General features: G+C 68.6%; 29 protein-coding genes. 15 read left to right on the top strand and 14 right to left on the bottom strand.

The window, feature by feature from the left end:
- On the bottom strand, positions 1–1,641 hold the full coding sequence (locus tag B5D37_RS00235; protein WP_078756723.1) for a serine hydrolase: 1,641 nt from the start codon (positions 1,639–1,641) through the stop codon (positions 1–3).
- A gap of 101 nt (positions 1,642–1,742) precedes the next feature.
- Between B5D37_RS00235 and B5D37_RS00230 the strand changes: the two genes are divergently transcribed.
- A complete protein-coding gene (locus B5D37_RS00230) occupies positions 1,743–3,008 on the top strand; it encodes a TIGR03862 family flavoprotein (RefSeq protein ID WP_078756722.1) in 1,266 nt (421 codons plus the stop codon).
- A gap of 185 nt (positions 3,009–3,193) precedes the next feature.
- Here the strand turns inward: B5D37_RS00230 and cueR are convergent, their stop codons facing one another.
- The 3 genes from cueR to B5D37_RS00215 are packed head-to-tail and all read right to left on the bottom strand — an operon-like array spanning position 3,194 to position 6,924.
- Positions 3,194–3,649, bottom strand: coding sequence for a Cu(I)-responsive transcriptional regulator (gene cueR, locus B5D37_RS00225; protein WP_078756721.1), 456 nt, complete (start codon positions 3,647–3,649; stop codon positions 3,194–3,196).
- A gap of 1 nt (position 3,650) precedes the next feature.
- Positions 3,651–6,101: a heavy metal translocating P-type ATPase gene (locus tag B5D37_RS00220; protein ID WP_078756720.1), complete on the bottom strand. Its 2,451-nt coding sequence runs from the start codon at positions 6,099–6,101 to the stop codon at positions 3,651–3,653.
- A 55-nt stretch (positions 6,102–6,156) separates the two neighbouring features.
- The gene (locus B5D37_RS00215; RefSeq protein ID WP_078756719.1) at positions 6,157–6,924 is read right to left on the bottom strand and encodes a sulfurtransferase; all 768 of its coding nucleotides are present in this window, start codon (positions 6,922–6,924) and stop codon (positions 6,157–6,159) included.
- Positions 6,925–7,041: 117 nt separating this feature from the next.
- Here B5D37_RS00215 and B5D37_RS00210 point away from each other — a divergent pair, with 117 nt between their 5' ends.
- Positions 7,042–7,353: an HPF/RaiA family ribosome-associated protein gene (locus B5D37_RS00210; protein ID WP_078756718.1), complete on the top strand. Its 312-nt coding sequence runs from the start codon at positions 7,042–7,044 to the stop codon at positions 7,351–7,353.
- 72 nt (positions 7,354–7,425) lie between these two features.
- Positions 7,426–8,136, top strand: a complete 711-nt coding sequence (locus B5D37_RS00205; protein ID WP_078756717.1) for an rRNA pseudouridine synthase — start codon at positions 7,426–7,428, stop codon at positions 8,134–8,136.
- Positions 8,137–8,157: 21 nt separating this feature from the next.
- On the opposite strand, the gene B5D37_RS00200 is transcribed toward B5D37_RS00205, so the two are convergent.
- The 4 genes from B5D37_RS00200 to B5D37_RS00185 all read right to left on the bottom strand — a co-directional run bounded on the left by B5D37_RS00200 (position 8,158) and on the right by B5D37_RS00185 (position 10,482).
- Positions 8,158–8,736: a COG4315 family predicted lipoprotein gene (locus tag B5D37_RS00200; RefSeq protein WP_159447309.1), complete on the bottom strand. Its 579-nt coding sequence runs from the start codon at positions 8,734–8,736 to the stop codon at positions 8,158–8,160.
- An 88-nt stretch (positions 8,737–8,824) separates the two neighbouring features.
- Entirely contained in the window at positions 8,825–9,190 is a 366-nt protein-coding gene (locus B5D37_RS00195; protein ID WP_078756715.1) for a DUF6164 family protein, read from the bottom strand.
- 1 nt (position 9,191) lies between these two features.
- Positions 9,192–9,791 carry a tetratricopeptide repeat protein gene (locus B5D37_RS00190; RefSeq protein WP_078756714.1) on the bottom strand — a complete coding sequence of 200 codons (600 nt, stop codon included), beginning with the start codon at positions 9,789–9,791 and terminating at the stop codon, positions 9,192–9,194.
- A gap of 73 nt (positions 9,792–9,864) precedes the next feature.
- Complete coding sequence (locus tag B5D37_RS00185) at positions 9,865–10,482, bottom strand: trimeric intracellular cation channel family protein (protein ID WP_078756713.1); 618 nt, start codon at positions 10,480–10,482, stop codon at positions 9,865–9,867.
- Between the two features lie 162 nt (positions 10,483–10,644).
- Between B5D37_RS00185 and B5D37_RS00180 the strand changes: the two genes are divergently transcribed.
- Entirely contained in the window at positions 10,645–11,106 is a 462-nt protein-coding gene (locus B5D37_RS00180; RefSeq protein WP_078756712.1) for an FKBP-type peptidyl-prolyl cis-trans isomerase, read from the top strand.
- Positions 11,107–11,210: 104 nt separating this feature from the next.
- Here the strand turns inward: B5D37_RS00180 and B5D37_RS00175 are convergent, their stop codons facing one another.
- Entirely contained in the window at positions 11,211–11,435 is a 225-nt protein-coding gene (locus B5D37_RS00175; RefSeq protein ID WP_078756711.1) for an oxidoreductase-like domain-containing protein, read from the bottom strand.
- A 178-nt stretch (positions 11,436–11,613) separates the two neighbouring features.
- On the opposite strand from B5D37_RS00175, the gene B5D37_RS00170 reads away from it, so the two are divergent.
- Entirely contained in the window at positions 11,614–12,207 is a 594-nt protein-coding gene (locus tag B5D37_RS00170; protein WP_234987652.1) for a DUF4136 domain-containing protein, read from the top strand.
- Here the strand turns inward: B5D37_RS00170 and trhA are convergent.
- Positions 12,200–12,856, bottom strand: coding sequence for a PAQR family membrane homeostasis protein TrhA (gene trhA / locus B5D37_RS00165; RefSeq protein ID WP_078756710.1), 657 nt, complete (start codon positions 12,854–12,856; stop codon positions 12,200–12,202). The two genes, B5D37_RS00170 and trhA, sit on opposite strands and share 8 nt — an antisense overlap.
- Positions 12,857–12,893: 37 nt before the next feature.
- Entirely contained in the window at positions 12,894–13,226 is a 333-nt protein-coding gene (locus B5D37_RS00160; protein WP_078756709.1) for a zinc ribbon domain-containing protein YjdM, read from the bottom strand.
- Positions 13,227–13,600: 374 nt separating this feature from the next.
- Here B5D37_RS00160 and B5D37_RS00155 point away from each other — a divergent pair, with 374 nt between their 5' ends.
- From B5D37_RS00155 to B5D37_RS00135, 5 genes are all read left to right on the top strand, one after another.
- Positions 13,601–14,239, top strand: coding sequence for a phasin family protein (locus B5D37_RS00155; protein WP_143814068.1), 639 nt, complete (start codon positions 13,601–13,603; stop codon positions 14,237–14,239).
- Positions 14,239–14,679, top strand: a complete 441-nt coding sequence (locus B5D37_RS00150) for a phage holin family protein (protein ID WP_078756707.1) — start codon at positions 14,239–14,241, stop codon at positions 14,677–14,679. The genes B5D37_RS00155 and B5D37_RS00150 overlap by 1 nt, the downstream gene beginning before the upstream one ends.
- Positions 14,676–15,488: a DUF3618 domain-containing protein gene (locus B5D37_RS00145; protein ID WP_078756706.1), complete on the top strand. Its 813-nt coding sequence runs from the start codon at positions 14,676–14,678 to the stop codon at positions 15,486–15,488. The genes B5D37_RS00150 and B5D37_RS00145 overlap by 4 nt, the downstream gene beginning before the upstream one ends.
- A gap of 183 nt (positions 15,489–15,671) precedes the next feature.
- Complete coding sequence (locus B5D37_RS00140) at positions 15,672–16,343, top strand: class I SAM-dependent methyltransferase (RefSeq protein WP_078756705.1); 672 nt, start codon at positions 15,672–15,674, stop codon at positions 16,341–16,343.
- Positions 16,340–16,717, top strand: coding sequence for a YkgJ family cysteine cluster protein (locus tag B5D37_RS00135; RefSeq protein ID WP_078756704.1), 378 nt, complete (start codon positions 16,340–16,342; stop codon positions 16,715–16,717). Before B5D37_RS00140 ends, B5D37_RS00135 begins: the two co-directional genes overlap by 4 nt.
- 4 nt (positions 16,718–16,721) lie before the next feature.
- Here B5D37_RS00135 and sstT read toward each other — a convergent pair whose 3' ends face one another.
- Positions 16,722–17,960: a serine/threonine transporter SstT gene (sstT, locus tag B5D37_RS00130; protein ID WP_200809152.1), complete on the bottom strand. Its 1,239-nt coding sequence runs from the start codon at positions 17,958–17,960 to the stop codon at positions 16,722–16,724.
- A 57-nt stretch (positions 17,961–18,017) separates the two neighbouring features.
- On the opposite strand from sstT, the gene lplB reads away from it, so the two are divergent.
- From lplB to B5D37_RS00110, 5 genes are all read left to right on the top strand, one after another.
- Positions 18,018–18,386, top strand: coding sequence for a lipoate-protein ligase small subunit (gene lplB, locus B5D37_RS14555; RefSeq protein WP_234987651.1), 369 nt, complete (start codon positions 18,018–18,020; stop codon positions 18,384–18,386).
- Positions 18,383–19,159 carry a lipoate--protein ligase family protein gene (locus B5D37_RS00125; RefSeq protein WP_143814067.1) on the top strand — a complete coding sequence of 259 codons (777 nt, stop codon included), beginning with the start codon at positions 18,383–18,385 and terminating at the stop codon, positions 19,157–19,159. The genes lplB and B5D37_RS00125 overlap by 4 nt, the downstream gene beginning before the upstream one ends.
- Positions 19,160–19,315: 156 nt before the next feature.
- Entirely contained in the window at positions 19,316–19,795 is a 480-nt protein-coding gene (locus B5D37_RS00120) for an Hsp20/alpha crystallin family protein (protein WP_078757403.1), read from the top strand.
- A 132-nt stretch (positions 19,796–19,927) separates the two neighbouring features.
- The gene (gene rssA, locus B5D37_RS00115) at positions 19,928–20,839 is read left to right on the top strand and encodes a patatin-like phospholipase RssA (RefSeq protein WP_078757402.1); all 912 of its coding nucleotides are present in this window, start codon (positions 19,928–19,930) and stop codon (positions 20,837–20,839) included.
- 76 nt (positions 20,840–20,915) lie between these two features.
- On the top strand, positions 20,916–21,839 hold the full coding sequence (locus B5D37_RS00110; protein ID WP_078756703.1) for an NAD(P)/FAD-dependent oxidoreductase: 924 nt from the start codon (positions 20,916–20,918) through the stop codon (positions 21,837–21,839).
- A 24-nt stretch (positions 21,840–21,863) separates the two neighbouring features.
- Here the strand turns inward: B5D37_RS00110 and pdeM are convergent, their stop codons facing one another.
- Both pdeM and B5D37_RS00100 read right to left on the bottom strand, forming a co-directional pair.
- Positions 21,864–22,505, bottom strand: coding sequence for a ligase-associated DNA damage response endonuclease PdeM (gene pdeM, locus B5D37_RS00105; RefSeq protein ID WP_200809183.1), 642 nt, complete (start codon positions 22,503–22,505; stop codon positions 21,864–21,866).
- On the bottom strand, positions 22,498–24,993 hold the full coding sequence (locus tag B5D37_RS00100) for a ligase-associated DNA damage response DEXH box helicase (RefSeq protein WP_234987691.1): 2,496 nt from the start codon (positions 24,991–24,993) through the stop codon (positions 22,498–22,500). Before B5D37_RS00100 ends, pdeM begins: the two co-directional genes overlap by 8 nt.
- Positions 24,994–24,995: the final 2 nt, after the last annotated feature.

Below are 24,995 nucleotides of genomic sequence, written 5' to 3'. Positions count from 1 at the left end.
CTAGCCGGGATCGTCTCCCTTGGCGGGCTGCAACCGCAGGTGGTGGAAATCGAAGCTGAAATCGGTCATCGGCGAGATCGCCTCCATCCTGGCCTCGCGGATGGCGCCATCGACATCGAGCGAGAATGTGATGAACGCATCGGCATTGAGCCAGCGCTCATCCCAGCGGACGATGAAGGTATCGTGCTGCCAGTGCGACAGCGAACCGCGCAGCGAGGGCGTGTGGCTGAAGGCGATACGCAGCCCGCCCTTCGCATTCTCCACCTGGACGTCGCCATACCAGGGATCACGGTAGGTCCCCGCGTAGTCCGCGACTGGCAATGAGGGGCGGCTCCCGGCATCCCGGGCGGCGAGGTGCGCCTGCCAGTCCGACTCGGCCTCGCCGGCACGGTTCGCGGCAGCCTCGGTGTAGGCGGCGACCCAGTCGGTGGGCGGGGCATCGAGCAAGGCATCCAGTGCTTGCATCGTCACCGCGTTGAAGGCACCGGACACTTCGGCACTGGTCAGGACGATGATGCCCAGGCCGCGCTCGGGCACCATCGTGATGCGCGAATAGAAGCCGGGCCAGCCGCCGGTATGCCAGACCATTTTTTCGCCCCGGTAGTCGGACAGGTGCCAGCCCTCGCCGTAGCCACGGAAATCCGCCTGTGCGGCAGCCAGTGCGGGGATGCTGGAAGGCTCGCCCACCGGGATCGGCGTCAGCACCGACCACATCGCACGCTGGCGCTCCTCGCTGAAGAGGCGGGCTGTCCCGCCATGGGACCGCTCAAACTCGCCGCCGTCCAGGTGCATGCGCACCCACTGGGTGAGGTCGTGGACGCTGGAGTACATGCCGCCGGCGCCGGACACGTTGCCCCATGACATCAGCGGCGCCGGCACCAGCGTCTCGAAGTCGGCCTTGGAATAACCGGTGGCTACATTGTCGCCGGGCTGCAGGAAGTCGCTGTTGAAGCGCGTGCCTTGCATGCCCAGCGGCTGCAGGATGCGCTGGTCCAGGAACTCGCGGTAGGACTGGCCACTGGCGGCCTCGACCACCAGTTGCGCGACGCCGAACAGGATGTTGTCGTAGGCATACCGCTCACGGAAGCCGCCCTCGATCGGCACGTGGCGCAGCCTGCGGGCGACTTCTTCGGTCGACAGATCCGTGCCCGGCCAATACAGCAGGTCGCCGGCGCCCAAGGCCAGACCACTGCGGTGCGCGAGCAGGTCACGGATGCGCATCTCGCGGGTGATGTACGGGTCCGACATGCGGAACCACGGCAGGTGGTCGACCACCCGGTCGCGCATGTCCAGCTTGCCTTCGTCGGCCAGCATCGACAGCGAGGCAGAGGTGAACGCCTTGGTATTGGAGGCGATCGCGAACAGGGTGTGTTCGTCCACCGGCGCTTCTGTCTCGAGGTCCCGGACTCCGTAGCCGCGCTGAAGCACCACCTCGCCATCCCGGATGATCGCCACCGCGACACCGGGCACGTCGAACGCTTCACGGACCCGCTCGACGTGCGCGTCGAACTGCGCCAGCGCTGGCGGCGGAGACGCTGCGACCCGTGCCGCCCCGACGCCGGGCGCCAGCAGGCCCAGTAGCAGCACCACTACCGCATACCCGGCCTTCCCCCTGCCCCTCGTCCCGATGGAATCACGCATGCCTGCTCCCGAGTGCACTTCGCCAGCGGGGGACCATACCCCAGCACCGGCAGGTCAGGCGCCTGCGCCTGCATAATGGAGCGCCGCCACCCGCACAGGCCATGTTCGAGAACCCCGAGACTCTGCCAGGCATCGCCATCATCGGCGGCGGTCCGGCCGGCCTGATGGCTGCCGAGGTGGCGCGCAACGCGGGGGTTGAAGTCGACCTGTTCGAAGCCAAGGGATCGGTCGGCCGCAAGTTCCTGATCGCTGGCAAGGGCGGGCTCAACCTGACCCACGGCGAGCCGCGTCCGGCCTTCGACTCACGGTACCGGGAGCGCGCCACGGACGTGGGTGCGTGGCTCGACGGGTTCGATGCGGAAGCACTGCGCGAGTGGGCGCGTGGCCTCGGCGTGGATAGCTATGTCGGCAGCTCCGGCCGCGTCTTCCCGATGGACCGCAAGGCCGCCCCCCTGCTGCGTGGCTGGGTCCGCCGGTTGCGCCATCAGGGCGTCCGGTTCCACGTCGACCACCGGTGCACCGGCTGGGACGGTGACGGGTGCTTCACGTTCGAAACGCCTGCCGGTGAGCGGCGGCTCCGGGCACGGGCGACCGTGCTGGCGATGGGCGGCGCCAGCTGGCCGCAGCTGGGTTCCGACGGCGCCTGGCAGGAATGGCTGGCCGGGCATGGCGTGGATCTCGCGCCGTTGGTCCCGGCGAACTGCGGCTTCGACATCGGGTGGAGCGGTCACTTTCGTGAGCGGCATGCGGGCGCACCGCTGAAGCCGGTGGTCGCGCACTGGCTGGAGGACGGACGCGAACGTTCGCGGCAGGGCGAGTGCGTTGTCACCGAAACCGGAATCGAGGGGAGCCTGGTCTACGCCCTCTCCGCAACGTTGCGGGCGTCCATCGAACGTGATGGCGAGGCGCGGCTATGGCTCGACCTTGCCCCCGGACGAACCCGGGAGCGCCTGGAGACGGACCTCGCCCGCCCCCGCGCCGGTCGTAGCGCGACCGACCACCTGCGCCGGCAGACCGGAGTGACCGGCGTAAAGGCCGCCCTGCTCCACGAGGTGCTGGGCAGGGACGGCATGGCGGACGATGCCGCACTGGCCAGCGCAATCAAGCGCCTGCCACTCCGCCTGCAACGACCACGGCCCGTTGCCGAAGCCATCAGCAGCGCCGGCGGCATCAGGATCAAAGCAACGGATGAGCGCCTGATGCTGACGGCGGCACCGGGCGTCTTCTGCGCCGGCGAGATGCTCGATTGGGAAGCGCCTACCGGTGGCTACCTGCTGACCGCCTGCTTCGCAAGCGGACGGCGCGCCGGACTCGGCGCGGTCGACTGGATCCGCCATAAACGCGGCCGCCCCGCCTACCCCGTGTAGGAGCGGCTTCAGCCGCGATCGGGGCGCCGCCCGCCTGCGCCGGTTCCAGATCGCGGCTGAAGCCGCTCCTACAGGCGTTTGGGGTCCCGCGGGTGGGGGAATAGCGCAGGGGTAGAGGGTTATCGAGTCGCGACTGACATCGCTCCTACACGACGGCAGGGGCCGATGCAGGGTCTGCGCCGGCGTCAGCGGGGTGGGCTGCTTCCGGCGAGGTCATCGAGGATGGGGCAGTCCGGTCGTCCGTCCCCCTGGCACCGCCGGGCGAGTTGCTCCAGCGTGCGTTGCATGGCTTGCATGTCCTCGATCTTCCTGCCCAGTTCTTCCGCGTGCGCGAGCGCCATGCGCTTGACCTCGGCGCTGCTGCGCTCGCGGTCGTCCCAGAGCTCCAGCAACGTTTCGATCTGCTTGATCGGGAACCCCAGCGACCGGGCGCGCTTGATGAAGCGGAGCCGGTGCAGGTCGGTCTCGGAGTAGATGCGGTAGCCGGCAAAGGTCCGCGCGGCCTGTGGCAGCAGGCCGATCGATTCGTAGTGGCGGATCATCTTCGCCGACACGCCGCTCAGCCGCGCGGCCTCGCCGATGTTGTGCATGCCGTCGGCGCGTGCCTGCGCGAGTTCGGGTCGAACCGTCCTTGCCTGCATGTCACCTCCCTCCGGATGAGCGCGGCTTCCAGCGCCGCAGCAACAGCGTGTTGGACACCACGCTCACGCTCGACAGCGCCATCGCGGCCCCCGCTACCACGGGGCTGAGCAGGCCCGCGGCGGCCAATGGGATCCCAATGGCGTTGTACACGAATGCCCAGAACAGGTTCTGCCGGATCTTGCGGGTGGTGCGGCGCGAGATGTCGATCGCATCGGCCACCAGCCGCGGATCAGGGCGCATCAGCGTGATGCCGGCGGCATTCATCGCCACGTCGCTGCCGCTGCCCATGGCGATGCCGACATCGGCTGCACTCAGCGCGGGGGCGTCGTTGATGCCATCGCCGACCATCGCCACCGGGCCGTCGCCTCCCAGCGCGCCAACCGCATCGGCCTTGTCCCCGGGCAACACCTCAGCCCGCACATCGTCGATGCCGATCGCCGTGCCCACTGCGTTGGCCGCGCCCGCGTTGTCCCCGCTGATCATGACCGTACGGATCCCGCGCGCGTGCAGCGCGGCAATCGCCTCGGCGGCCGCGGCGCGGGGGGCGTCGCTGAAGGCGAGCAGCCCCAGGAGACGGCCACCGCCGGACACGCGCTCGGAGAGCCAGGATACGCTGTGTCCGGCCGCCGCCAGTTCGTCCGCCCGCTGCTGGAACCCGCGAAGGTCCACCCCTTCCTCCTGCATCAGCCGCGTGCTTCCCAACCGCAGCTCGCGGCCTTCGATGCGACCGGCCAGGCCACGGCCGGCCAACGCTTCCACGCCTTCTGCGGATGGCACGGCAATGTCGGCGGACGCCGCGGCTTCCAGCACTGCGAGTGCCAACGGGTGTTCGCTGCCGGACTGTAGCCCGGCCGCGAGTCGCAGCAGCGCCGGCTCGTCCCCGTCCGCCGCCTGGTGCACGGCCAGGGTCGGACGACCTTCGGTCAAAGTGCCTGTCTTGTCGAAGGCCACCACACGCACCGATCGGGCCACCTCCAGCACCTCCGCATCCCTGATCAGGATGCCGGCGCGGGCGGCGATGCCGGTGCCGGCCATGATTGCCGTTGGCGTCGCGAGGCCGAGTGCGCACGGGCACGCGATGACCAGCACCGCCACCGCGTTGAGGATCGCCGCGTCCCAGTCCCCGCCGACCAACCCCCAGCCCAGGACAGTGGCAACGGCGATGACCAGCACCACGGGCACGAAGACGGCACTGACGCGATCGACGATCCGCTGGATGGGTGCCTTCTTTGCCTGGGCATCCTCGACCAGCCGGATGATCCTGGCCAGCGCGGTCTCGGAACCGACCGCCAGGGTCCGCAGCCGCATGCGCCCTTCGGCGTTCAATGCGCCCCCGGTGACACGGTCCCCCGGCTCCTTGGCCACGGGCAGGGACTCGCCGGTGATCAGCGACTCGTCGGCATGGCTACGACCTTCAATCACTTCGGCATCGACCGGGATCCTCTCACCCGGACGAACCATGACCTCGTCGCCCACCCTGACCTGGTCCAGCGGAAGTTCCTGTTCGACGCCGTCGCGCAGCACCCGCGCGGTGTCGGGACGCAAGGCCTGCAGCGCTCGGATGGCTTCCGTGGTCTGTCGCTTCGCACGCGCCTCCAGCCACTTGCCCAGCAGCACCAGGGTGATGACCACCGCCGATGCCTCGAAATAGAGGTGGCTGCCGCCGTGCACGGCGCCCTCCGCGAACAGGTTGAACACGCTCAAGCCGTAACCCGCGCTGGTCCCGAGCGCGACCAGCAGGTCCATGTTGCCGGTGCGCGCCTTCAACGCAGCCCAGCCGGCACGATAGAAGCGGGCACCGAGCCAGAACTGCACGGGAGTGGCCAGTGCCCACTGCAGCCATCCCGGGAGCATCCAGTCCAGTCCCAGCGGCAGGCCCAGCATCGGCAAGACCAGCGGCGCCGACAGCAGCGCCGCCAACACCAGGTGCCGCAGCTCCTGCGATCCCGGCTGGGAAAAGCGGACGCGGGGGTCGCCCTCCCGCATTTCCCCTGCAGCACCAGCGGACGGCGCCGTGACCGTCGCCGCATAACCCGCATCGGCAACGGCCGCCGCCAGTCGCGATGGATCCGGCTCGCCCAGCACCTGTACGCGCGCACGCTCGGTTGCCAGGTTGACCGTCGCTTCCACCACGCCCGGCACCGCGCGCAACGCCTTCTCGATACGTCCCACGCAGGAGGCACAGCTCATGCCCTTCAGCTCAAGGTCGACCGAGCTGGTGGCGGGCCGGTAGCCGGCCGCCGTCACTGCGTCGGTGAGGGTGCCGGCGGTCACCTCCCCTGATGCATGCACTTCCACCTGCTCGGTAGCCAGGTTGACCTCTGCCGTGGACACGCCCGGCACTGCCAGCAGCGCCTTCTCGACCCGGCCGGCGCAGGAGGCGCACGTCATCCCGCCGACGCCGAAGCGGAATCCCGGGGATTGCAGGTTGGCGGTCTGTGCGCTCGTCATGGTGGCTCCAGGACAGGATGTTGGGACGATCGTCCCGATTACCACCATGGGAAGGTCAAGCGGCGGCAGGAGCTCCGTCCGCCGGGGCAGTGCCGGTGCGCAGCGGTTCCAGCGCCGGCGACAGGGCCACGCGCTCGTCGAACACGAAGCAGTCGCCGCTGTATCCCGCCCCGCCCACATGCTCGAAGTAGCCCAGGATGCCGCCGTCCAGCTGCACCAGGTTGTCCATGCCGTCCGCCCGCAGCCACAAGGCCGCCTTCTCGCACCGTATGCCGCCGGTGCAGAAGCTCACCACCGTCGCGTCGGCAAGCATCTCGCGGTGGGGCGCCAGCGCTTCGGGGAGCTCGGTGAAATTGTCGATCGGCAGCGTCAGCGCGCCTTCGAAGGTGCCGTAGGCCACTTCCTCCCGATTGCGGGTGTCGAGCAGGACCAGCCGCCGGCCGTCGTCGTCGCGGCCACGCTGGATCCAGCGCTGCAGGTCTCCTGGCGCCACCGCCGGCGCCCGTCCCTCCAGCGGCGACGCGCCATCGCGCCGGAAACTGATGATCTCCGGCTTCACCTTCACTTTCAGGCGGCCGAACGGCTGCGACGTGCTGCGGCTGTACTTGACCACGATGTCGGCGAAGCGCTCGTCCTGGCGCAGCTCCGCGACGAACGAGACCACGCCCGGCTCGGGCCCGGCCAGGAACATGTTCAGTCCCTCCCCCGCGACCAGGATCGTCCCCCTCAGGTCGGCGGCTTCGGCGCGCACGCGCAGGCGGGCCGCCAGCATCGCGGGGTCGGCGACGGGCGTGAAGTGGTAAGCGGCGAGGTTCAGGATCATCCGGGGATTTTATCCCGCCGCGGCCTTCTCGCGCCCTCCATGGAAAGGACGCTACGGTAGGGGCAATCGCGGCGCCGCCAGCCGGCACCGCCGCCCATTGCCCCCGGAGGATGATGAATGAAGGTCCAGCTCAACACCGACAAGAACGTGCAGGCAGACGAGTCGCTGGTGAACCACGCCCAGGAAGCGCTGGAGACCGCGCTTGGCCGCTTCGGCGACCAGATCCTCCGGGTCGAGGTGCATGTCAGCGACGTCAATGGCGGCAAGTCGGGTGACAACGACAAGCACTGCACCATGGAGGCGCGCGTGGAAAACCGTCCGCCGGTGGTCGCAAGCCATGATGCGGACACCGTCCGGGCCGCCGTGACGGGCGCCGCCAGGAAGCTGCAACGCGTCCTCGACTCTTCGTTCGGCAAGCTCGGGGCCTGATCGGGCACTCCAGATCCACCGGCGCGGCGCCATAGTCCCTAGACTGTGCGCCCGCCACCGTTCCCCAGCCCCATGCCAGACCCCACCCGGCTTTCCCGATGCGTCGCCGACCTGGCCCGCTGCTCACGCGCGCAGGCGGAACAACTGATCGAGGGCGGATGGGTCCGGGTGGATGGCCAGGTCGTGGAAACCCCGCAGACGATGGTCGATGCGGAAACTGTAGAGGTGGATGAGGCGGCTGATCCGCAGGCAACGGAGCCCGCCACGCTGTTGCTGCACAAGCCTGCCGGAGTCTCGATGGAAGAGGCCGGCGCACTCGCCGCTCCAGCAAACCGGCTCGACGGCGACCCGTCAGGCATCCGCCTCCTGCAACGCCATTTCGCGCACCTGCAGCCCTTGATGCCACTGGATCGGGATGCGAGTGGACTGGTCGTTTTCAGCCAGGATCCGCGAGTGGCGCGCCGCATCAAGGAGGATGGACCGCGCCTGGAGCAGGAATACCTGGTGGAAGTGAAGGGGGAAACCGGCCCCTACACCCTGTCCCGCCTCTCCCGCGGCATGGTCATCGATGGAAGGACGTTGCCGCCCTGCAAGGTCAGCTGGCAGAACGAGGTCCGCTTGCGGTTCGCGATCAAGGATGTCCATCCGGGGCAGCTGCCCCGGATGTGCGCGCAGGTTGGCTTCGAGGTCGTGGCGATCCGGCGGCTGCGGATCGGACGCGTCGGCCTGAACAAGCTGCCTGTCGGGCAATGGCGCTACCTCCCGGGCGACCAGCGGTTCTAATGCCGCTGGCCGCGGCCTTTCCTACTCGGCACCGGCTTCCATGCGCTCGCCTTCCGGTGTCACCAGGTACCAGTGGCCCCACTGGTCTTCGACCCCGTGGCCGGCCGTCCTGCCGGTGCCTGTATCCGCCGCATATCGATACAGCGGGTGGCCGTTGTAGGTGACCTGGCTGCTGCCATCCTCACGCTCGATCGTCCCCACCATTCCCGCCTGCAGCCGCTCGCTGCCGCTGGGCGCGACATCTCCCACCAGCAGTGGCGGCCAAGCATCCAGGCACGCATCGACGCAGCCACTGCCGTCGCTGTCATCCTCGAGGGTATAGAGCGAGCTGCCCGCACTGTCGGTGAGGTAGGCGCCGGACTGGCCTTCCGTCGAAACATCGAGGCGGCCGTCGGTTGCTTCCGCACCCGCGGCCGGCAGCCGGCCATCGATGGCGGGCTCGGCCGGCGCCGCACCGGCGAGGGTGCCACCCACGTCCCCCACTTCTTCCCCGCGGGTGTCGCCAATCTGGTCTTCGGCGTCCGCGGGACGGTTGTCGTTGCAGCCAGCCAGGCCCAGCGCGAGCAGCGCGGTGGCGATGGCGGTCATTGGTGTCTTCATGCATCTACTCCCTTGCCGTATACGGAAGGACACCACCAATAGGCCAAGCCATGTCAACGTGGAGTCGGCATGTGCCCGTAGGGGCCGGCTAGTTCCGCAGCAGGATCGCAGGCAGGGCCACAAGCAGCAGCAGGGCGACAATGGCTGCCGCTGTGAGCAGCACCCGGAGCGGATCGCCCCGTACGACATCCATGAAACGCTCGTCCCTGCCCTCCCGCACGGCGGCTTCGTGCTCCGCCCTGGCGCGTCGCTGCCGCTCGCGCTGGTAGTCCGCCATCAGCGCCTTGGCCTTGGCCATGTCGGCCTCGTCGGTTACCCAGATTCCGCCGTGCGAGATGCCCCACCGGCTGGGCGCGGTCTCGTAGAACCCGATGCCCGCCGCGTCCAGCATCTCCCGGACCTCGCGGCTCTCGTCCTCGGGCACCATGCGCAGGTTGAGGAGCAGGCGGCCCACGTCAGTCCCCGCCCAGGACGTCCAGCGGATCGGCGGACTTGCGAGCTTCCTCTGCCTTCTTCCCCGGCCGCTGCGCCTTGTAGGCGGACAGCACCTGGTCGGCATATTCCACGAGCGCGGCTTCCGGCAGGACATCGAGACCGAAGACGGCGGTGAGGTGGTCGACGATGCTGCGGGCCTGCGCCAGGTGGGCGGACGCGGCCGCGGGCTCGCCCCGGCCGAGCCTGCTTGCGGCCCGTTCGGCCAGAACGAGCGAGTTGTGGATGAACAGCTCGTGCGCTTCAGCATCGGCCGGGTCCCTCGCCAACACTTCCTGCGCGGCGGAGAGCGCGCGTACCGGCTGTCCCGACGTCGTGCGCACGCGGGCAGTCTCCAGCCATGGTTCCTTGCGGGCGGGCGCCCGGGCGGCCGCACGCTCGAACGCCTGCAGCGCGCGCGCCGGCTGTCCCTGCTCCAGTGCCGCTGCGCCATCGGCCATGTGGTCGTCGTAACCCGGAGGGCCCTCACCCCCGCCTGCCATCGTGGCGCATCCGCCGACCAGCGCCAGGGTGCCCACGCACAGGGCCAAAGCAGCCATGGTCTTGAGTCTCGCCAGTTGCATCAGGTGCCTCCGAAGGCCACGGGCCGCATATGCGGCCACTGGACCGGTAATGGTATCCGCTCCGGAGGCTGGTTCACGGATCCCTGTGTTGCGCAACCGGGAGTCCCCACCCGTGCCTGATGGACATGTAGCGCAGTCCGAAGCAGATGAGGGCACCGGCTACGGCGACCGCCGCCTCCGGCAACGCCAGCCAGTGCCCGGCCACCACCACTGCCGCACCCGCCATCGCGGCCACGGCGTAGAGATCCGCCTGCAAGACTACCGGCGTGCGCGCCACCAGCATGTCGCGGGCGATGCCCCCGCCGATGCCGGTCAACATTCCCAGCAGGGTCGCCGACACCGGCCCCAGGCCGAACTCCAGGGCCTTGGTCGCGCCGGAAACGGCAAACAGCGCCAGTCCCATTGCATCGAACAACTGCACCGGGTTGCGCAGTCGCTCGATATCCGCATACCGGTGGAAGGTGACCAGCCCGGCGACGCAGGCGACGGCGAGGTAGTGCCAGTTGACCAGGGCCACCGGCGGCGTGGCGCCGATCAACACGTCACGCGCGATGCCGCCGGACGTCGCGGCCGCGAACGACAGCACCAGCACGCCGAACAGGTCCAGCCGGTTGCGCACGCCGACGGTCGCGCCACTGATCGCGAACACGAAGGTGCCGAGCAAATCGAGAACAAGCAGGAACAGGTCCATGGTCCGGGCGGCCGCCACTGATCAGGGCCCGGAAGAATGACACGGAGCGGCGCCGCGGTTGCCATCCGCGCCCGTTTTCCCTAGCCTGCCCGGCGAAACATCTATCGCGCCGTGGTTCTGCCGGTGCACCTCCCCACTCCCATCTACCTTGCGAGGTTCCCCATGGAAATCGCCGATCGCCGTGTTGCCACGGTGCACTACACCCTGACCAATGACGCCGGCGAAGTCATCGACAAGTCGCCCGCCGACGCACCACTGAGCTACCTCCATGGAGCCGGCAACATCGTGCCGGGCCTGGAGAAGGCGCTGGAAGGCAAGAGCGCGGGCGACAAGCTGCAGGCCGACGTCCCCCCGGAAGAAGGCTACGGCCCCCGCCACGACGGGCTGGTCCAGGTGGTGCCGCGCGCGGCGTTCCAGGGCGTCGACAAGGTCGAGGCCGGCATGCAGTTCGAGGCCACCACGGCGCACGGGCCGCTTCTGGTCACCGTCACCGAGGTCGGGGAAGAGCAGGTCACGGTGGATGGCAACCATCCCCTGGCCGGCCAGACGCTGCACTTTGCGGTGGAAGTCACCGACGTGCGCGAAGCCTCCAGCGAGGAGCAGGAGCAGGGCCGGGTCGGCTGACGGCAGGCACTCCCCAGGAAGCACCGCTTCCAGACGGAACCCGCGCATTGCGCGGGTTCTTTTTTGGGCGCGTGTTTGGGCACGTGCGCGAGCGACCTGCCTGATTACCCGCCGGCCGCCTCGCCGCCAGCTGCACCGCCACGGCCGGCCCGTTCCTTCCAGCGCCGCAGATCCTGTTCGTACGCCTCCAGCTCTTCCGCGTAGATGTCTTGCACGCAAGGGTCGCATCCACCGTCGCAACAGTCGCCGGGCAGTGGCTTCTCCGGCGGCGATGGCTTCGGCGGGTCGGTGGTGGCGGGTCCTCCCGTGGGGGATCGGGGTGCGCCCATGTATCTCTCTCCGGGGCCAGCCGCCAGGCCACGACGGCGATTTCACACGTCGCTGCCGGTACACGGCCTAACGTTCGATTGCGCCCGGGCCACGGCTGCAGAGGCCCGGTTCTGCCGACCATGATAACGGCGGCCCGTGCGATCCGGCCGTCAAGACGTCCGCCCTCCAGGAGGCCGCATGCGCCCGCACCACGCCCTCACCCGTGTCCTGACCGCCCTGTTCGCATTGTTCGTGCTGGCCGCTTGCGCCACCGGCCCGCGGGTCAGCACCGACGCCGACCCGCGGACCGACTTCAGCCGCTTCCAGACCTACGCCTTCTACGACCCCATCGCAATGGAGCAGTCGGGCTATACCAGCTACCTCACCGAACAGATCCGCGGCAGCGTACGGCGGGAAATGGACCGCCGGGGCTACGTGTTCGATGACACCGATCCCGACCTCCGCGTCAACTTCCAGGGCGTGATCCGGGAGAAGACGAACGTCTACAGCATCCCGCGCAGTGACGTGCACTACTTCTACAGCTATCGGGCGAGGAGCTACGTTGGGGTACCCGTCTGGTACGACGACACCGAGGTGAACCAGTACACCGAAGGGACCCTGACCATCGATCTGGTCGATGCAGACCGCAACCACCTGGTGTGGACCGGATCGGCCATCGGGCGGGTGGTGCAGCGCAGCCCGGCCGAGCGGGCAGCCGAAGCGGATCGCGCGGTCACCGCCATATTCGAAGCCTTTCCCTTCCAGGCCGGCACCGCGCCGCCGGTCAGATGACCTGGGCCATCACCGATATGTAGTGGCAGACGCTACCGGCCACCACGAACAGGTGCCATATGGCGTGGGAGTACCGGATCGAGGGGCGGTGGTAGAAGATCGTGCCCAGGGTGTAACAGGCGCCGCCGGCGAACAGCCATGACAGCGTCCATGTGTCGAGCGCGGCCCACAGCGGCTTGACCGCCACCAGCACCAGCCAGCCCATGGCCAGGTAGATGAGCGTCGACAGCCGTTTGAAGCGACCGGTGTAGAACAGCTTGAACACCACCCCGGCCAGCGCAAGCGCCCATATCGCGGCGAACAGGCTCCATCCCCACGCGCCGCGCAGGCCGACAAGGGTGAAGGGTGTGTACGTGCCCGCGATCAACAGGTAGATCGCGCAATGGTCGAAGACCTTCAACCTGCCCTTCGCCACCGGCTCGCTGATGGCGTGGTACAGCGTCGACGCCAGGTACAGCAGCAACAGGCAGACCCCGAATACGATCGCCCCTGCCACCTGCCAGCCATCGCCGTGGATGGCGGCCAATGTCACCAGCACTGCTCCGCCCGCAAGCGCGGCGGCCGCTCCCAGCCCGTGGGTCAACGCATTGGCGAGTTCTTCGGCCGGGTCGGCGACCTCTGTTCCCGCATTTTCAGTACGCCTGCGCATGGGCCGATGGTAGCGGCTTTTCGCGGCGGCGCGATGGCTAAGCCTTCCGGAGGAAGCAGGTCTTCAGCACCAGCCCTTTGATCTTCTCGGAGTGCCCTTCAATGTGTTCCTCGTCGCCCTCCACCAACCGGATGTTGCGGATGACGGTGCCCTGTTTCAGCGGTATCGAGGAGCCCTTGACCTTGAGGTCCTTGATGACAACCACCGTGTCACCGTTGGCCAGCACGTTGCCGTGGGTGTCGCGGACGCAAAGCGCATCGCCGGCTTCCCCTTCCACCCATTCGTGGCCGCAGTCGGCGCAGACAAGGGTGGCTCCATCGGGGTAGGTGTTCGCCATGCCGCACTGGGGGCATGCAGGTGTGTCGGCCATCAGGGTCCGCTCGTGAAGACAGCCATCGATTATACGGCGCCCGCCCCATGTTCCCGGGCGCCGCCAGATGTCGAAGCGAGCTGAATGCGGCCGCCATGCAAACCCTTTGAACACAACGCTTTACGGCGCTGTCACGCATGTATCGGCACTATCTTCGGCAAGCGGTTCATCGACAGATGCACCGCGCACAAGTAAACGCGTCGCCTCCGAATCACGGACGGGCCAGGGCGACGCTCCTGAAGACGATGTCACGCCGGTCGCCACAGGCCGCCAGATTCGACCGACAGGCATCGTGGGGCGGGACTCCCGCCGCTGGAACAACAGGACCGTGATCCGTGTGCTTGGCGGCCGCCACCAACATGGAGAAGCAACCCATGATCACACCCCCACAGAACCAGAACGGCCAGGCCGGTACCCAGCAGGGCTCGGCCTCCGGCGCGCGAGCCGGCACCACGGGCAACGGTAATGACGAGCAGCGCCTGAAGGATTCGGCCAAGCACTTGGGCGAACAGGCCCGGGACGAGGGCAAGCAGCGCGTCGAAGAGGCCCGCGGTACGGCCGCCGGCAAGGTCGACACGCTGGCCGACAGCGTCAAGGCAGCTGCATCGCAGCTGTCCGAAAACGATATCGGCCACCTTTCGGAGTACGTGTCCGACCTGGCCGAAAACATGAGCCGCCTGTCGACCTCGCTGCGGGAAAAGAGCGGCGACGAGATGCTGCGTGACGTCACCCGTCTGGCACGCGAGAACCCGGCGCTCTTCATCACCGGAAGCCTCGCGATCGGCTTCGGCCTCTCGCGTTTCGCACGCGCTTCGGGAAGGCATGACCATTCCAGCGACAGCGAGACCGGCCGCGACACGGCCCGCACCTCCGGCTCCTACGACGCCGGAACCACCTACGGCACGACGGGCACCACCACGGGATCCGGAAGTGACCTGGCGGGCACCACGGGTGTCACCGGCACCACTGCTTCCACTGATAGCAGCTACACCACACGAGGAGGGACCCACTGATGAGCGCCCAACCCAACTTCGAAAACCGACCGGACCCGGCGGCCACCCGCGTTGACGCGACCGAGGACGCCTCCGTCGGCGGACTGCTGAAGCAACTCGCGCGGGAAATCCCCGCGATGCTGACCAACGAAGTCGCTCTGGCCAAGAGCGAGGCCCGCGAAAGCCTCCGCCAAGGCAAGGAAGCAGCCGGTGCCGTCCTCAGCGGAGGCGCGGTCGCCATGGCCGGTTTCATCATCCTGTTGCTGGCAGCCGTATACGCCCTCAGCAACGTGGTGGCGCCCTGGCTGGCTGCGCTGATCGTCGGTGGCGTGGTGACTTTCGCCGGCTTCGCCATGGTGCAGGCAGGCAAGAAGAAGTTCACCGAAGAGTCCATGCGCCCACAACACACCATCAATTCCTTGCACAAGGACAAAGACGCCATTCGCGGGAGGACGCCATGAACACTTCGGACACCGTTCGCATTCAGTCCCAGAAGGACCCGGCACAGCTCGAGCGTGAGATCGACCAGCAGCGCAACCACATCGGTGAGCTGATCGGCGCGCTCGAGAACAAGATGTCGCCCGGTCAGATCTTCGACATGGTCATCAGCCGCGGCAAGGGTGGCGGGCACGAGTTCACCAGTAACCTCGCCCGCACCGTCAAGCAGAACCCGATGCCCACCCTGCTGACCGCCGCGGGCCTCGCATGGCTGATGGCCGGCCAGCGCCACGGCGATTCGACCAGCCACGCCACCGCTTACTCCAGCGATACCCACCCGGACAAGCCGGGTATTGGGGAGCGCGTGGGGCAGGCCCGCCACAACGCTGGCGAGAAAATCGGCGCCGCGCGTGAGCGCATCGGCGACTCGGCCCACCATGCGGTGGACTCGGTCAAGGACCGGGCACGCCGTGCCAACGAGGGCGTCCACAACATGATGGACGAGAATCCGCTGGCCTTGGGTGCCATGGGCATCGCGGTGGGCGCGCTGCTCGGCGCCATGCTGCCGGCGACCCGCAAGGAAGACGAGTTGATGGGCCCCACCCGCGACAGGTTCATGGACAAGGGGCGCGACAAGCTGGAAGAAGGCTACCGGAAAGCTTCCGAGGCGGGCCATGACATTTCCTCTGGCGGCAGCGATACCGGCACTGGCCGCTCCCCTGGCAGTTCCGCGACGGGAGCCACGGCAACCGGCACCCGAACCTCGGCATCGTCGGGTACGGCGGGCAACGGCGGCGTTACACGCCCTTCGGCAGGAACCGGCTCCCTCTGAGCCGGCTCCGGCTGCCCCGCAGTCCTAAAAGCTGAACCGGATGAAGGCGGGCGCGGGTCATCCGCGTCCGCCTTCCTGCATTCGCGTAGGATGCGGTGACATCCCGTTCCCGCGCGCGGCGCATCCCCGCCGATATCGCGCTCCTCCGCTGCCTGCGATGCAGGCCAGCCCACGGGACCTCCCATGCCGGGCTACACCACCATCCAGCAGTTGATCCGCATCGGCGGCATCGACTATCGCATCCGCGCGCTCAGCGACCTGCAGCAGTTCTCGGACCCCGACGGGCACGCCGCACGGCTGGGGATCTCTTCTGCCCAATGGTGCCTGTTCGGGCAGTTGTGGCCTGCCGGGCAACTGTTGGCCGAAGCAATGAGCAGCTTCGACATCGGTGGCAAGCGCATCCTGGAAATCGGCTGCGGCCTCGGACTGGCGAGCCTGGTATTGAAACGCCGCGGCGCCGACGTCGTCGCGAGCGACATCCATCCGAATGCCGAGCCATTCCTGGCATACAACGCTGCCCTGAACGGGTTGCCGGCCGTCCCGTACCGCCAGTTGCAGTGGGATGTCCCGCTGCCCGCGCTGGGACGCTTCGACGTGATCATCGGCAGCGACATCCTCTACGAGCGCGGGCATGCGCTCCTCCTGGCGTCCCTGATGGATCGCCACCTGAACCCCACCGCGGAGATCGTGGTGAGCGACCCGGGCCGCGGAAACAGCAACCCGTTCACGCGCGAACTGGCCAGGATGGGATTCCAGGCAAGCGAGGTCCGCGCCGCCATGGGCCCGAGCGACCTGGCCCCGTTCCGCGGACGCCTGCTGCACTACTCGCGTCCCGCCGCAACGGCGGCGGCATGAGCGTCTCCGCGAGTCCGCAAGTGCTCGACGACGAAGCCATCGATCCTGCCGTGTCCTGCAGCAGTTGCGACGCGGTGTGCTGCCGGCTCACTGTCGTCGTCATGCCCGACGACCCCGTGCCCCGACACCTGGTATGGCGTGACCACCGCGGTCTGGACGTCATGGCGCGCGACGAAGATGGATGGTGTGTCGCGGTCGACCAGACGCGGATGTGTTGCAGCATCTACGAGCTGCGGCCAAAAACCTGCCGCAAGTTCGTGATGGGCAGTGCCTACTGCCGCAGCGAGCGCAGTGCCTACGGCCATGCCGATCCGCGTGAAGCGGCCATCCCGATCACGCTGCTGCCACCCGCTACGGGTGGGCTCGGCGCCTGACCCGCTACAACGGGTCCGGCACTGCGTCCGGAGGCGGTGCCGCCGCCGCGGTGAAGAGCACGTCGGTGGAGGAATTGAGCGCCGTCTCCGCCGAGTCCTGCACCACGCCGACGATGAATCCGATCGCCACCACCTGCATCGCGATGTCCGTGGAAATTCCGAACAGCCCGCTCGCCAGCGGCACCAGCAACAGCGACCCGCCCGGCACGCCCGAGGCGCCGCAAGCCGCTACCGCCGCGACCACGCTCAGCAGCAACGCCGTCGGGAGGTCTACTGCGATTCCCAGCGTATGCACCGCAGCCAGCGTCAGCACGGTGATGGTGATCGCCGCGCCCGCCATGTTGATCGTCGCCCCGATCGGGATCGAGACCGAATAGGTCTCCTCATGCAGTCCAAGCCGGCGGCTCAGCTCCATGTTGACCGGGATGTTGGCGGCGGAGCTGCGGGTAAAGAACGCGGTGATCCCGCTCTCGCGCAGGCAGGTGAACACCAGCGGGTACGGGTTGCGGCGGGTCTTGGCGAATACGATCAGCGGATTCGCCACCAGGGCCATGAACAGCATGCAGCCGACCAGGACCGCCAGCAGGCGCAGGTAGTCGGCCAGGGCGGACAGTCCCGTCTCGGCCAGGGTGGCCGCCACCAGTCCGAAGATGCCCAGCGGTGCCAACCGGATCACCGCCCGCACCAACCGGGTGATGGCGGCGGACAGGTCCCCCACCACCTGCCGCGTTGCGTCGGATGCATGCCGGAACGCCAATCCCAGCCCGATCGCCCAGGCGAGGATGCCGATGAAGTTGCCGGTCACCAGTGCGTTCACCGGATTGTCGACCACCTGCAACAGCAGGGTCCGCAACACTTCGCCAATGCCTTCCGGCGGTGCGAGCTCGGTGTCGGCGGGGACCGCGAGCGCCAGGCTGGTCGGGAACAGGAAACTCGCGAACACCGCGACCAGCGCGGCCGCCAGGGTGCCGAACAGGTACAGCACCAGGATCGGCCGGATGTGCGTGCGTTGCCCCCGCGCGTGGTTGGCGATCGAGGCGGTGACCAGCACCAGGACCAGCACCGGGGCGACCGCCTTGAGCGCGGAAACGAACACCGACCCCAGCAGCCCGGCGGAAGCCGCGCCGGCGGGCCAGGCCAGCGCCAGCACCACGCCCGCCACCAGGCCGACGACGATCTGGCTGACAAGGCTGGTACGCATGATCAGCGCAAAGAAGCGTTGCAGGAATCCGGGCATCGGCATGCGGTCCAATCGGTTGGGCAGCGGGCATTGTGGCCGACAGCGGCCCCGGATGCGCAAATGACATGGGTCATTGAACGCGCGGGCACCGCCGCACACCATGTCCACAACTTCAACGGGAGCCGTCGCATGCACGGTGAGTACAAGGAACCGGGTGGAAAACTCGTGGTCGTCGACCTGACCGTGGAGGAGGGCCGGCTGCGCCGCGTGCAGGTCAGTGGGGATTTCTTCCTCGAACCCGACTCATCGCTGGATGCCATCAACCGGGCGCTGGAGGGACTTCCCGCCGACAGCAGCGAAGACCAACTCGCAACGGCGGTGGCCGAAGGCCTGGATCCCGCTGCCCACCTCTACGGCATCTCTGCGCGCGGAGTCGCGGTGGCCGTCCGCCGCGCCCTGGCCGTCGAGGGCACGGAGGACCGCGCATGAGCCGCACCCGCTGGCGCGACCACGACTGGCAGCTGATCCACATGGAGCCGCAGTCCCCGGCCATGCACATGGCCCTGGACGAAGTCCTTGCCAACGAGGTATCCGCGGGCCGCCGCCGCCCCACCCTGCGCGTGTGGGAATGGGCTTCGCCGGCGGTAGTGATCGGGCGGTTCCAATCGCTGCGCAACGAAGTCGATGCCGAAGCCGCCCGCCGCCATGGCGTGGAAGTGGTCCGCCGGATCAGCGGCGGCGGCGCGATGTTCATCGAGCCCGGGAACACCATCACCTATTCGATCTGCGCCCCGCTGTCTCTGGTGGAGGACCTGTCCTTCCAGGAGTCCTACCGGCAGATGGACGAATGGGTGATCCGCGCCCTCGCCGACCTCGGTATCGAGGCCTGGTACCAGCCACTCAACGACATCACCTCCGCCGCCGGCAAGATCGCCGGCGCCGCCCAGGCCCGCAAGCCCCACGCGGTGCTGCACCACGTGACCATGGCCTACGACATCGATGCGACGAAGATGCTGGAGGTGCTGCGCATCGGCAGGGAGAAACTCTCCGACAAGGGCACCGCCAGCGCCGCCAAGCGGGTCGACCCGCTGCGCAGCCAGACCGGCCTGCCGCGCGAAGCGGTGATCAAACGGATGGTCGATACCTTCCGCCGCGACCACGGCCTGAGCGTCGACGCGCTCACGCCCGATGAGCTGGGGCAGGCGCTGCAGCTTGTCGAAAGCAAGTTCTCCACCGCCAGTTGGACCTCGGTGGTGCCCTGACCGACTGGACGCTGAATCCCGGCAGGGGCCTGCTCGCGGGACCCTTGATTTGACCGCGGCCTGCGCCTAGTTACCGCGTCAGTGGACCATGGGTCCCGAGACACATCCAGCGATACATCCCAGCGAGAACCAGGGAGACGAGCAATGAGCAACAACATGACCCGCCGCAACAACAACCAGTGGCCGCAGCAGGGCCTGCGGCAGGATCCGATCCGCCAGATCTTCGATCGGCTGTTCGACAACCAGCTGTTCCAGGAAGGCTCCACGGATGACTCCTCGGTGGTCACCAGCCAGTGGATCCCGCGCGTGGACATCAAGGAAGAGAACGACCGCTTCGTGCTGATGGCCGACCTGCCGGGCATCGACCCCGAACAGATCGAAGTCAGCATGGACAAGGGCATCCTCACCATCAAGGGCGAGCGCCAGAGCGAGAACCGCACCGAAACCGAGCGCTACTCGCGCATCGAGCGGGCGCACGGCACCTTCCACCGGCGCTTCGCGCTGCCCGACAGCGCCGACCCGGACGGCATCACCGCGGACGGCCGCAACGGTGTGCTGGAGATCACCATCCCCAAGCGCCCCGAGACGACGCCCCGCCGCATCCAGGTGGGTGGCGGCCAGCGCCAGGAGCACTGACCAAGCGGGCCGCCAAGAGACGGCTGCGCAGTACCCGACGCCGGAGCCTCGCGCTCCGGCGTTTCTTCGTGGGCGGCCGGGGCTTCAGGCCTGCGTGGCAGAATGCGCCATGCCCGGCCCGACCTTCTGACCATGCCCCGCACACCCCGCATCGGCCTCGCCCTTGGAGGCGGCTCCGCCCGCGGATGGGCCCACATCGGGGTGATCCGCGCCCTGTCGGACCTCGGGATCAGGCCCGACATCGTCGCCGGCACCTCCATCGGTGCGCTGGTCGGCGCCACACTGGCGGCCGGTGAACTCGACCGCCTGGAGGAGTGGGTACGCAAGCTGGCGCGCCGCGAGATCTTCGCGCTGATGGATTTCCAGCTCGGCGGCGGGATGCTCAAGGGCGAGCGGCTGATGTCGCTGTTCCGCGATTACTTCCACGACCGACCGATCGAAGCGCTCGACCTGGAATTCGGCGCGACCGCGACGGTGCTGCAGACCGGCGCGGAGGTCTGGCTCCGGCACGGCTCCACGCTCGATGCCGTGCGCGCCTCGATCGCCCTGCCCGCCCTGCTGGCCCCGGTGTGGCGCGACGACCAATTGCTGGTCGACGGTGGCCTGGTCAACCCCGTTCCCATTTCGCTGGCGCGGGCCATGGAGGCCGATATCGTGATCGCCGTCGACCTGGCCTCCGACATCCTGGGCCGCGCCCTGCGTGAACCGGTCCCGGAGCCGGAGCCCGTGCCGGATGCGACGAACGGCAGCGACTGGATGCAGCGCCTCAACCGGGGCCTGAGCGGCCTGCTGCCCGGCCAGGGCAGCGACACGCGCCGCGCGCCCTCGATGCTGGGGGTGGTCACTGCGAGCATCGACATCATGCAGGTCCGCATCACCCGCAGCCGGATGGCCGGGGACCCGCCCGACGTCAACATCACGCCGCGGCTGGGCCACGTGGGCGTGCTGGAATTCGATCGCGCGGCCGAAGCCATCGAGGCGGGCCGGCTGGCGGTACAGGCTTCGCTGCCTGCGCTCGACGCCGCCGGCCTGCTGTCGCACTGACCACGCGCCGGGGTCCGCTACTTCGCGTTCACGGTGAAGTGGGCCAAGCTCGCATGCCCGACCTCGTGGATAAGACGTGCCCACCCCTGCCGCCGACACCGCACCCGACCTGCTCGACTGCCTGATCATCGGTGGCGGGCCTGGAGGACTGACCGCAGCCACCTACCTGGCCCGATTCCGGCGGCGCACTGCCCTGATCGACGCCGGCGAAAGCCGTGCCCGATGGATTCCCGCCAGCCACAACTGCCCCGGCTTCCCATTCGGGGTCGCCGGCAACGAGCTGCTGGCGCGATTCCGCACCCATGCCGCGGAATACGGCGTGGAGCCGGTGGAGGCGCGGGTCGAGGGCCTGGAGCGGAACGGCCAGGCATTCATCGCGACTGCCGGAGGGCGGCAATGGCACGCGCGCAAGGTCATCCTGGCGACGGGTGCCAAGGACCGGTTGCCGGGATTCGAAGGCATCGAAGATGCGATCGCGCGCGGGGTCGTCCGGTTGTGCGCTGTCTGCGACGGCTACGAGGCCAGCGACGACGCCATCGCCGTATTCGCGCCTGCCGAACAGGCAATCTCGCACGCTGGGTTCCTGCGATCGTTCTCCAGCGACGTCACCGCCATCGACAGCAGCGGCAGCGATTGCAGTGATCCGGAGCTGCTCGCCATGGCCGAAGCAGCCGGCGTGACGCTGCGTTCGACGCCGACGCGCATGGTGCTGGAGGACGGCGCGTGCCGGGTCGAGTTCGCGGACGCGGAACCCGGCCGCTTCGATACGATCTATCCGGTGCTCGGCGCGGAAAACGGGTCCGGGCTGGCGGTCGCCCTGGGGGCACGGGTCGACGAGGAAGACGCGCTGGTCGTGGACGACCACCTGCAGACCAGCGTGCCGGGCCTGTACGCCATCGGCGATGTCGTCAGCGCCCTGAACCAGATCGCGGTCGCGGTGGGCCATGCGGCGATCGCTGCCACCGCGGTGCACCGGGCGCTGCCCGCCAATCCCCGCTGAGCGGTGCAACCGCGGCGGCGAGCCTCAGCCGCGCACCATCGTGACCGATCCCTGGGCGCAGACGGCGAGGCGTTCCCCCGCAGAGGGCTGCACCACCACTCCGCCGGTGAAGGCCGAGAACGCCGGCAGTACCGTCACCCCCGGCCTCAGCCAGAACGCAGGCAGGCGCCGGCGCAGGCCGGGCAGCGCCACCTGGGGGTGGAGGTGGCCGCACATTACGTGCAGCGATGCGTGGGCGGTGGGCTCGTGACGGAAAGCGAAGGGCGCCTCGTCCACTGCCGCCCCGAGCAGGTCGATCTCCATGCCGGAAGCCGCAAGGGCCCGGTCATGGTTGCCCACCAGCGAAGCGACCCGCAGCGAGGCGTGCGCCACCCGCCATCCCCGCCACGCGTGCTGCCATGCCGTCTCGTACACCGGTCCGTGCAGCAGGTCGCCGAGCACCCACAGCTCTTCGGCACGTGTCGCGGCGACCAGCCGCGCCAGGCGCTCGAGATCGTGGCTGGTCCCGCCACGGGGCAGCGCGATACCGGCACGCCGGAACACGTCGCCCTTGCCCAGGTGCAGGTCGGCCACCAGCAGGCGACGCCTGGTTGGCCAGTGGAGGGCACGATCGGCAAGCAGCTCCAACCGCTCGCCGGCCACCTCCACCATCAGGCGATCATCCACCATGGCGTTGCTCCAGTCGGACAGCGGCGCGCTGCACACGCGTCTTCCAGTCCTCCGTGCTCAGCTGCCCACGCATGCCTTCGGCCCAGAGCGGGAACGAAAGCGGAGTGAGCGTGCGCGGGCGATGCATGTCGATGTCGCGCTGGCCGATCCCCTCCAGTGCATCCCGCAGCCGCTGGACCTCCAGCTGGCCGGACAGTACTTCGCTGCGGGCAAGCGCAAGCAGCATGTGGTCCGGATCGTAGCGCTCGAGCACGTCGTACAGCAGCCCGCTCGAGGCCTGCACCTGTCGCATCGATCGCGGCGCGCGACCGGGCAGCGACGGCGGCAACAGCCCGGCGACACGCGCGATCTCGCGGAACTGCCGTCGCGCCAGCTCGCCGATGTTCATGCTGTCGAGCAGGTCCTCCAGCAGGTTCTCCTGCCCGAGGAATCCGCGCAGCTCGTCCTCGTCGAGTACGTCATCGACGTCGGGCAACAGCGCGAATCCGTAGTCATTGGCGGCCAAACCGAAGGTATTGGGTCGATGCCTGCCCCAGCGCATTGCCAACAACGCCGCCAGCCCCTCGTGCGCAGCCCGGCCGGCGAACGGGTACACGAACAGGTAGCGGCCATCTCGCGCCTTCACCGTCTCCACCAGCAAGCGTCCGGGTCTAGGCAAGGACGACAGGCGCTGCTGCAGGTCCAGCAGGCCGGCGATGCTCCGCAGCTCCGGTGTGTCCCGCGGGCCGGCGAGCACCGCCTCCACCCGATGCGCCAGCTCCGAGGACAGCGGCATCCTTCCACCCGCCCACTTGGGCACCTTGCCGCCACTGCCGCGCGCGAGGCGGACGTAGGCGGTCATGTCCTCCAGCCGTACAAGGCTCAGGCTCCGGCCGGCGAACTGGAAGATGTCGCCCGGGCGCAGGCGGGCAATGAAGCTCTCTTCCACCGACCCGAGCCGGCCGCCCTTGAGGTACTTGATCGATACCGACCCATCGCTGGTGATGGTGCCGATCGACAGGCGGTGGCGGAAGGCGACGCGGCGCTCCTCCACCCGGTACACGCCGTCTTCCCCCCGCACCACGCGCCGGTAGTCCGGGTAGTGCTCCAGAGCCCGGCCGCCCTGGACAATGAAGTCCAGCACGGCCTGCCAGCTTTCCGCATCCAGCGCAGCAAACGCATGGGTCGCGCGGACCTCCGCGAAGAGTTCGTCGGGTTTGAAACCCCCACCCAGGGCCAGGGTGACGCAGTGTTGCGCGAGCACATCCAGGCTGAGGCGCGGAGGTCGACGGGCTTCGATCTCGCCGGCCGCCACCGCCTCCCGTGCCGCTGCGTACTCGACCACCTCCAGTACGTGGGTCGGCACGCAGACCACCTCGCCGGATTCACCCGGTCGATGTTTGGCCCTGCCCGCCCGCTGCAGCAGGCGCGCTGCGCCTTTCGGGCTGCCGATCTGCAGCACCTGGTCCACCGCGGGGAAATCGACGCCGAGGTCGAGGCTGGAAGTGGCGACCACGCAGCGCAGGCTGCCGTCGCGCAAGCCGCTCTCCGCCAGCGCGCGCAACTTCGGGTCCAGTGACCCGTGGTGCAGCGCCAGGGTCGCCGGATCCTCACGCCAGACCGCCGACAGCGCCTGGTGCCACAACTCCGCATGGGCGCGGGTGTTGGTGAACAACAGGCTGGTGCGCACCTTGAACAGTTGCTCCACCACCCGTTGCAGCTGCGAAAGCCCGAGGTGGCCCGCCCACGGGAAGCGCGCCCCTGCAGGTGGCAGCAGCGTAGTCAGCTTCATCGGTCGTGGCCTGGCACCCGCCACCACCGGTGCCCCCGGCAGGTGCGGCAACAGCACGTCACGGGCTTCCGCCAGGTTCCCGAGGGTGGCCGAGAGCCCCCACAGCCGCATTCCCGGCGCAAGCGCCCGCAGCCTGGCCAGCGCCAACTGCAGCAGCACGCCGCGCTTGTTGCCCAGCAGCTCATGCCATTCGTCGACCACCACGCAACGCAGCCCCGCAAGGTGGCTGGCGGTATCGGGATAGGACAGGAGCAGCGACAGTGACTCGGGCGTCGTCACCAGCACGTCCAGCCGGCCACTGCGCGCCAACCGCTTGTCGCGCGCCGAGGCATCGCCGGTCCGCAGGCCCACCTGCCATTCCAGCCCAAGCCCCTCGATCGGCTCGCGCAGGGCGCGGACGGTGTCACTGGCCAGCGCGCGCAGGGGCGTGATCCACAGCACCTTGAGCACAGGCGCCGGGACCTTGCGGCGCTTCGCCGGACTTGCCGCGGGCGCACTCGGCCCCTGCCCTCCCGTAGCCAAGGCTTCCAGCAGCGCACCGCCGAACGCGGCCAGCGTCTTGCCGCTGCCGGTCGGGGTGTGCAGCAGGCCGGATTCGCCCGCAAGGTAGCGGCGCCACAACTCGCGCTGGAACGGCATCGGTTTCCAGCCGCGATCGAGGAACCAGTCGGTGAGCCGGCGCCGGGCCGACTGCAGCGCCCGCCGTGTCGGCACCG

Source organism: Lysobacter spongiicola DSM 21749 (assembly GCF_900167055.1).
Taxonomy (GTDB): Bacteria; Pseudomonadota; Gammaproteobacteria; order Xanthomonadales; family Xanthomonadaceae; genus Novilysobacter; species Novilysobacter spongiicola.
Note: the sequence above shows the minus strand (reverse complement) of the source record. Positions and strands in the feature narration are given on the sequence as shown.

What these genes read in the sequence shown, in the direction of transcription:
- B5D37_RS00215 (WP_078756719.1), bottom strand. Translation starts at nt 6,924, where the DNA reads ATGATCCTGAACCTCGCCGCTTACCACTTCACGCCCGTCGCCGACCCC.
- B5D37_RS00205 (WP_078756717.1), top strand. Translation starts at nt 7,426, where the DNA reads ATGCCAGACCCCACCCGGCTTTCCCGATGCGTCGCCGACCTGGCCCGC.
- B5D37_RS00190 (WP_078756714.1), bottom strand. Translation starts at nt 9,791, where the DNA reads ATGCAACTGGCGAGACTCAAGACCATGGCTGCTTTGGCCCTGTGCGTG.
- B5D37_RS00120 (WP_078757403.1), top strand. Translation starts at nt 19,316, where the DNA reads ATGACCCGCCGCAACAACAACCAGTGGCCGCAGCAGGGCCTGCGGCAG.
- B5D37_RS00135 (WP_078756704.1), top strand. Translation starts at nt 16,340, where the DNA reads ATGAGCGTCTCCGCGAGTCCGCAAGTGCTCGACGACGAAGCCATCGAT.
- B5D37_RS00125 (WP_143814067.1), top strand. Translation starts at nt 18,383, where the DNA reads ATGAGCCGCACCCGCTGGCGCGACCACGACTGGCAGCTGATCCACATG.
- B5D37_RS00140 (WP_078756705.1), top strand. Translation starts at nt 15,672, where the DNA reads ATGCCGGGCTACACCACCATCCAGCAGTTGATCCGCATCGGCGGCATC.
- B5D37_RS00185 (WP_078756713.1), bottom strand. Translation starts at nt 10,482, where the DNA reads ATGGACCTGTTCCTGCTTGTTCTCGATTTGCTCGGCACCTTCGTGTTC.
- B5D37_RS00235 (WP_078756723.1), bottom strand. Translation starts at nt 1,641, where the DNA reads ATGCGTGATTCCATCGGGACGAGGGGCAGGGGGAAGGCCGGGTATGCG.
- B5D37_RS00175 (WP_078756711.1), bottom strand. Translation starts at nt 11,435, where the DNA reads ATGGGCGCACCCCGATCCCCCACGGGAGGACCCGCCACCACCGACCCG.
- B5D37_RS00170 (WP_234987652.1), top strand. Translation starts at nt 11,614, where the DNA reads ATGCGCCCGCACCACGCCCTCACCCGTGTCCTGACCGCCCTGTTCGCA.
- sstT (WP_200809152.1), bottom strand. Translation starts at nt 17,960, where the DNA reads ATGCCGATGCCCGGATTCCTGCAACGCTTCTTTGCGCTGATCATGCGT.
- B5D37_RS00145 (WP_078756706.1), top strand. Translation starts at nt 14,676, where the DNA reads ATGAACACTTCGGACACCGTTCGCATTCAGTCCCAGAAGGACCCGGCA.
- B5D37_RS00160 (WP_078756709.1), bottom strand. Translation starts at nt 13,226, where the DNA reads ATGGCCGACACACCTGCATGCCCCCAGTGCGGCATGGCGAACACCTAC.
- B5D37_RS00180 (WP_078756712.1), top strand. Translation starts at nt 10,645, where the DNA reads ATGGAAATCGCCGATCGCCGTGTTGCCACGGTGCACTACACCCTGACC.
- trhA (WP_078756710.1), bottom strand. Translation starts at nt 12,856, where the DNA reads ATGCGCAGGCGTACTGAAAATGCGGGAACAGAGGTCGCCGACCCGGCC.
- cueR (WP_078756721.1), bottom strand. Translation starts at nt 3,649, where the DNA reads ATGCAGGCAAGGACGGTTCGACCCGAACTCGCGCAGGCACGCGCCGAC.
- B5D37_RS00150 (WP_078756707.1), top strand. Translation starts at nt 14,239, where the DNA reads ATGAGCGCCCAACCCAACTTCGAAAACCGACCGGACCCGGCGGCCACC.
- B5D37_RS00220 (WP_078756720.1), bottom strand. Translation starts at nt 6,101, where the DNA reads ATGACGAGCGCACAGACCGCCAACCTGCAATCCCCGGGATTCCGCTTC.
- B5D37_RS00210 (WP_078756718.1), top strand. Translation starts at nt 7,042, where the DNA reads ATGAAGGTCCAGCTCAACACCGACAAGAACGTGCAGGCAGACGAGTCG.
- rssA (WP_078757402.1), top strand. Translation starts at nt 19,928, where the DNA reads ATGCCCCGCACACCCCGCATCGGCCTCGCCCTTGGAGGCGGCTCCGCC.
- lplB (WP_234987651.1), top strand. Translation starts at nt 18,018, where the DNA reads ATGACATGGGTCATTGAACGCGCGGGCACCGCCGCACACCATGTCCAC.
- B5D37_RS00155 (WP_143814068.1), top strand. Translation starts at nt 13,601, where the DNA reads ATGATCACACCCCCACAGAACCAGAACGGCCAGGCCGGTACCCAGCAG.
- B5D37_RS00200 (WP_159447309.1), bottom strand. Translation starts at nt 8,736, where the DNA reads ATGAAGACACCAATGACCGCCATCGCCACCGCGCTGCTCGCGCTGGGC.
- B5D37_RS00230 (WP_078756722.1), top strand. Translation starts at nt 1,743, where the DNA reads ATGTTCGAGAACCCCGAGACTCTGCCAGGCATCGCCATCATCGGCGGC.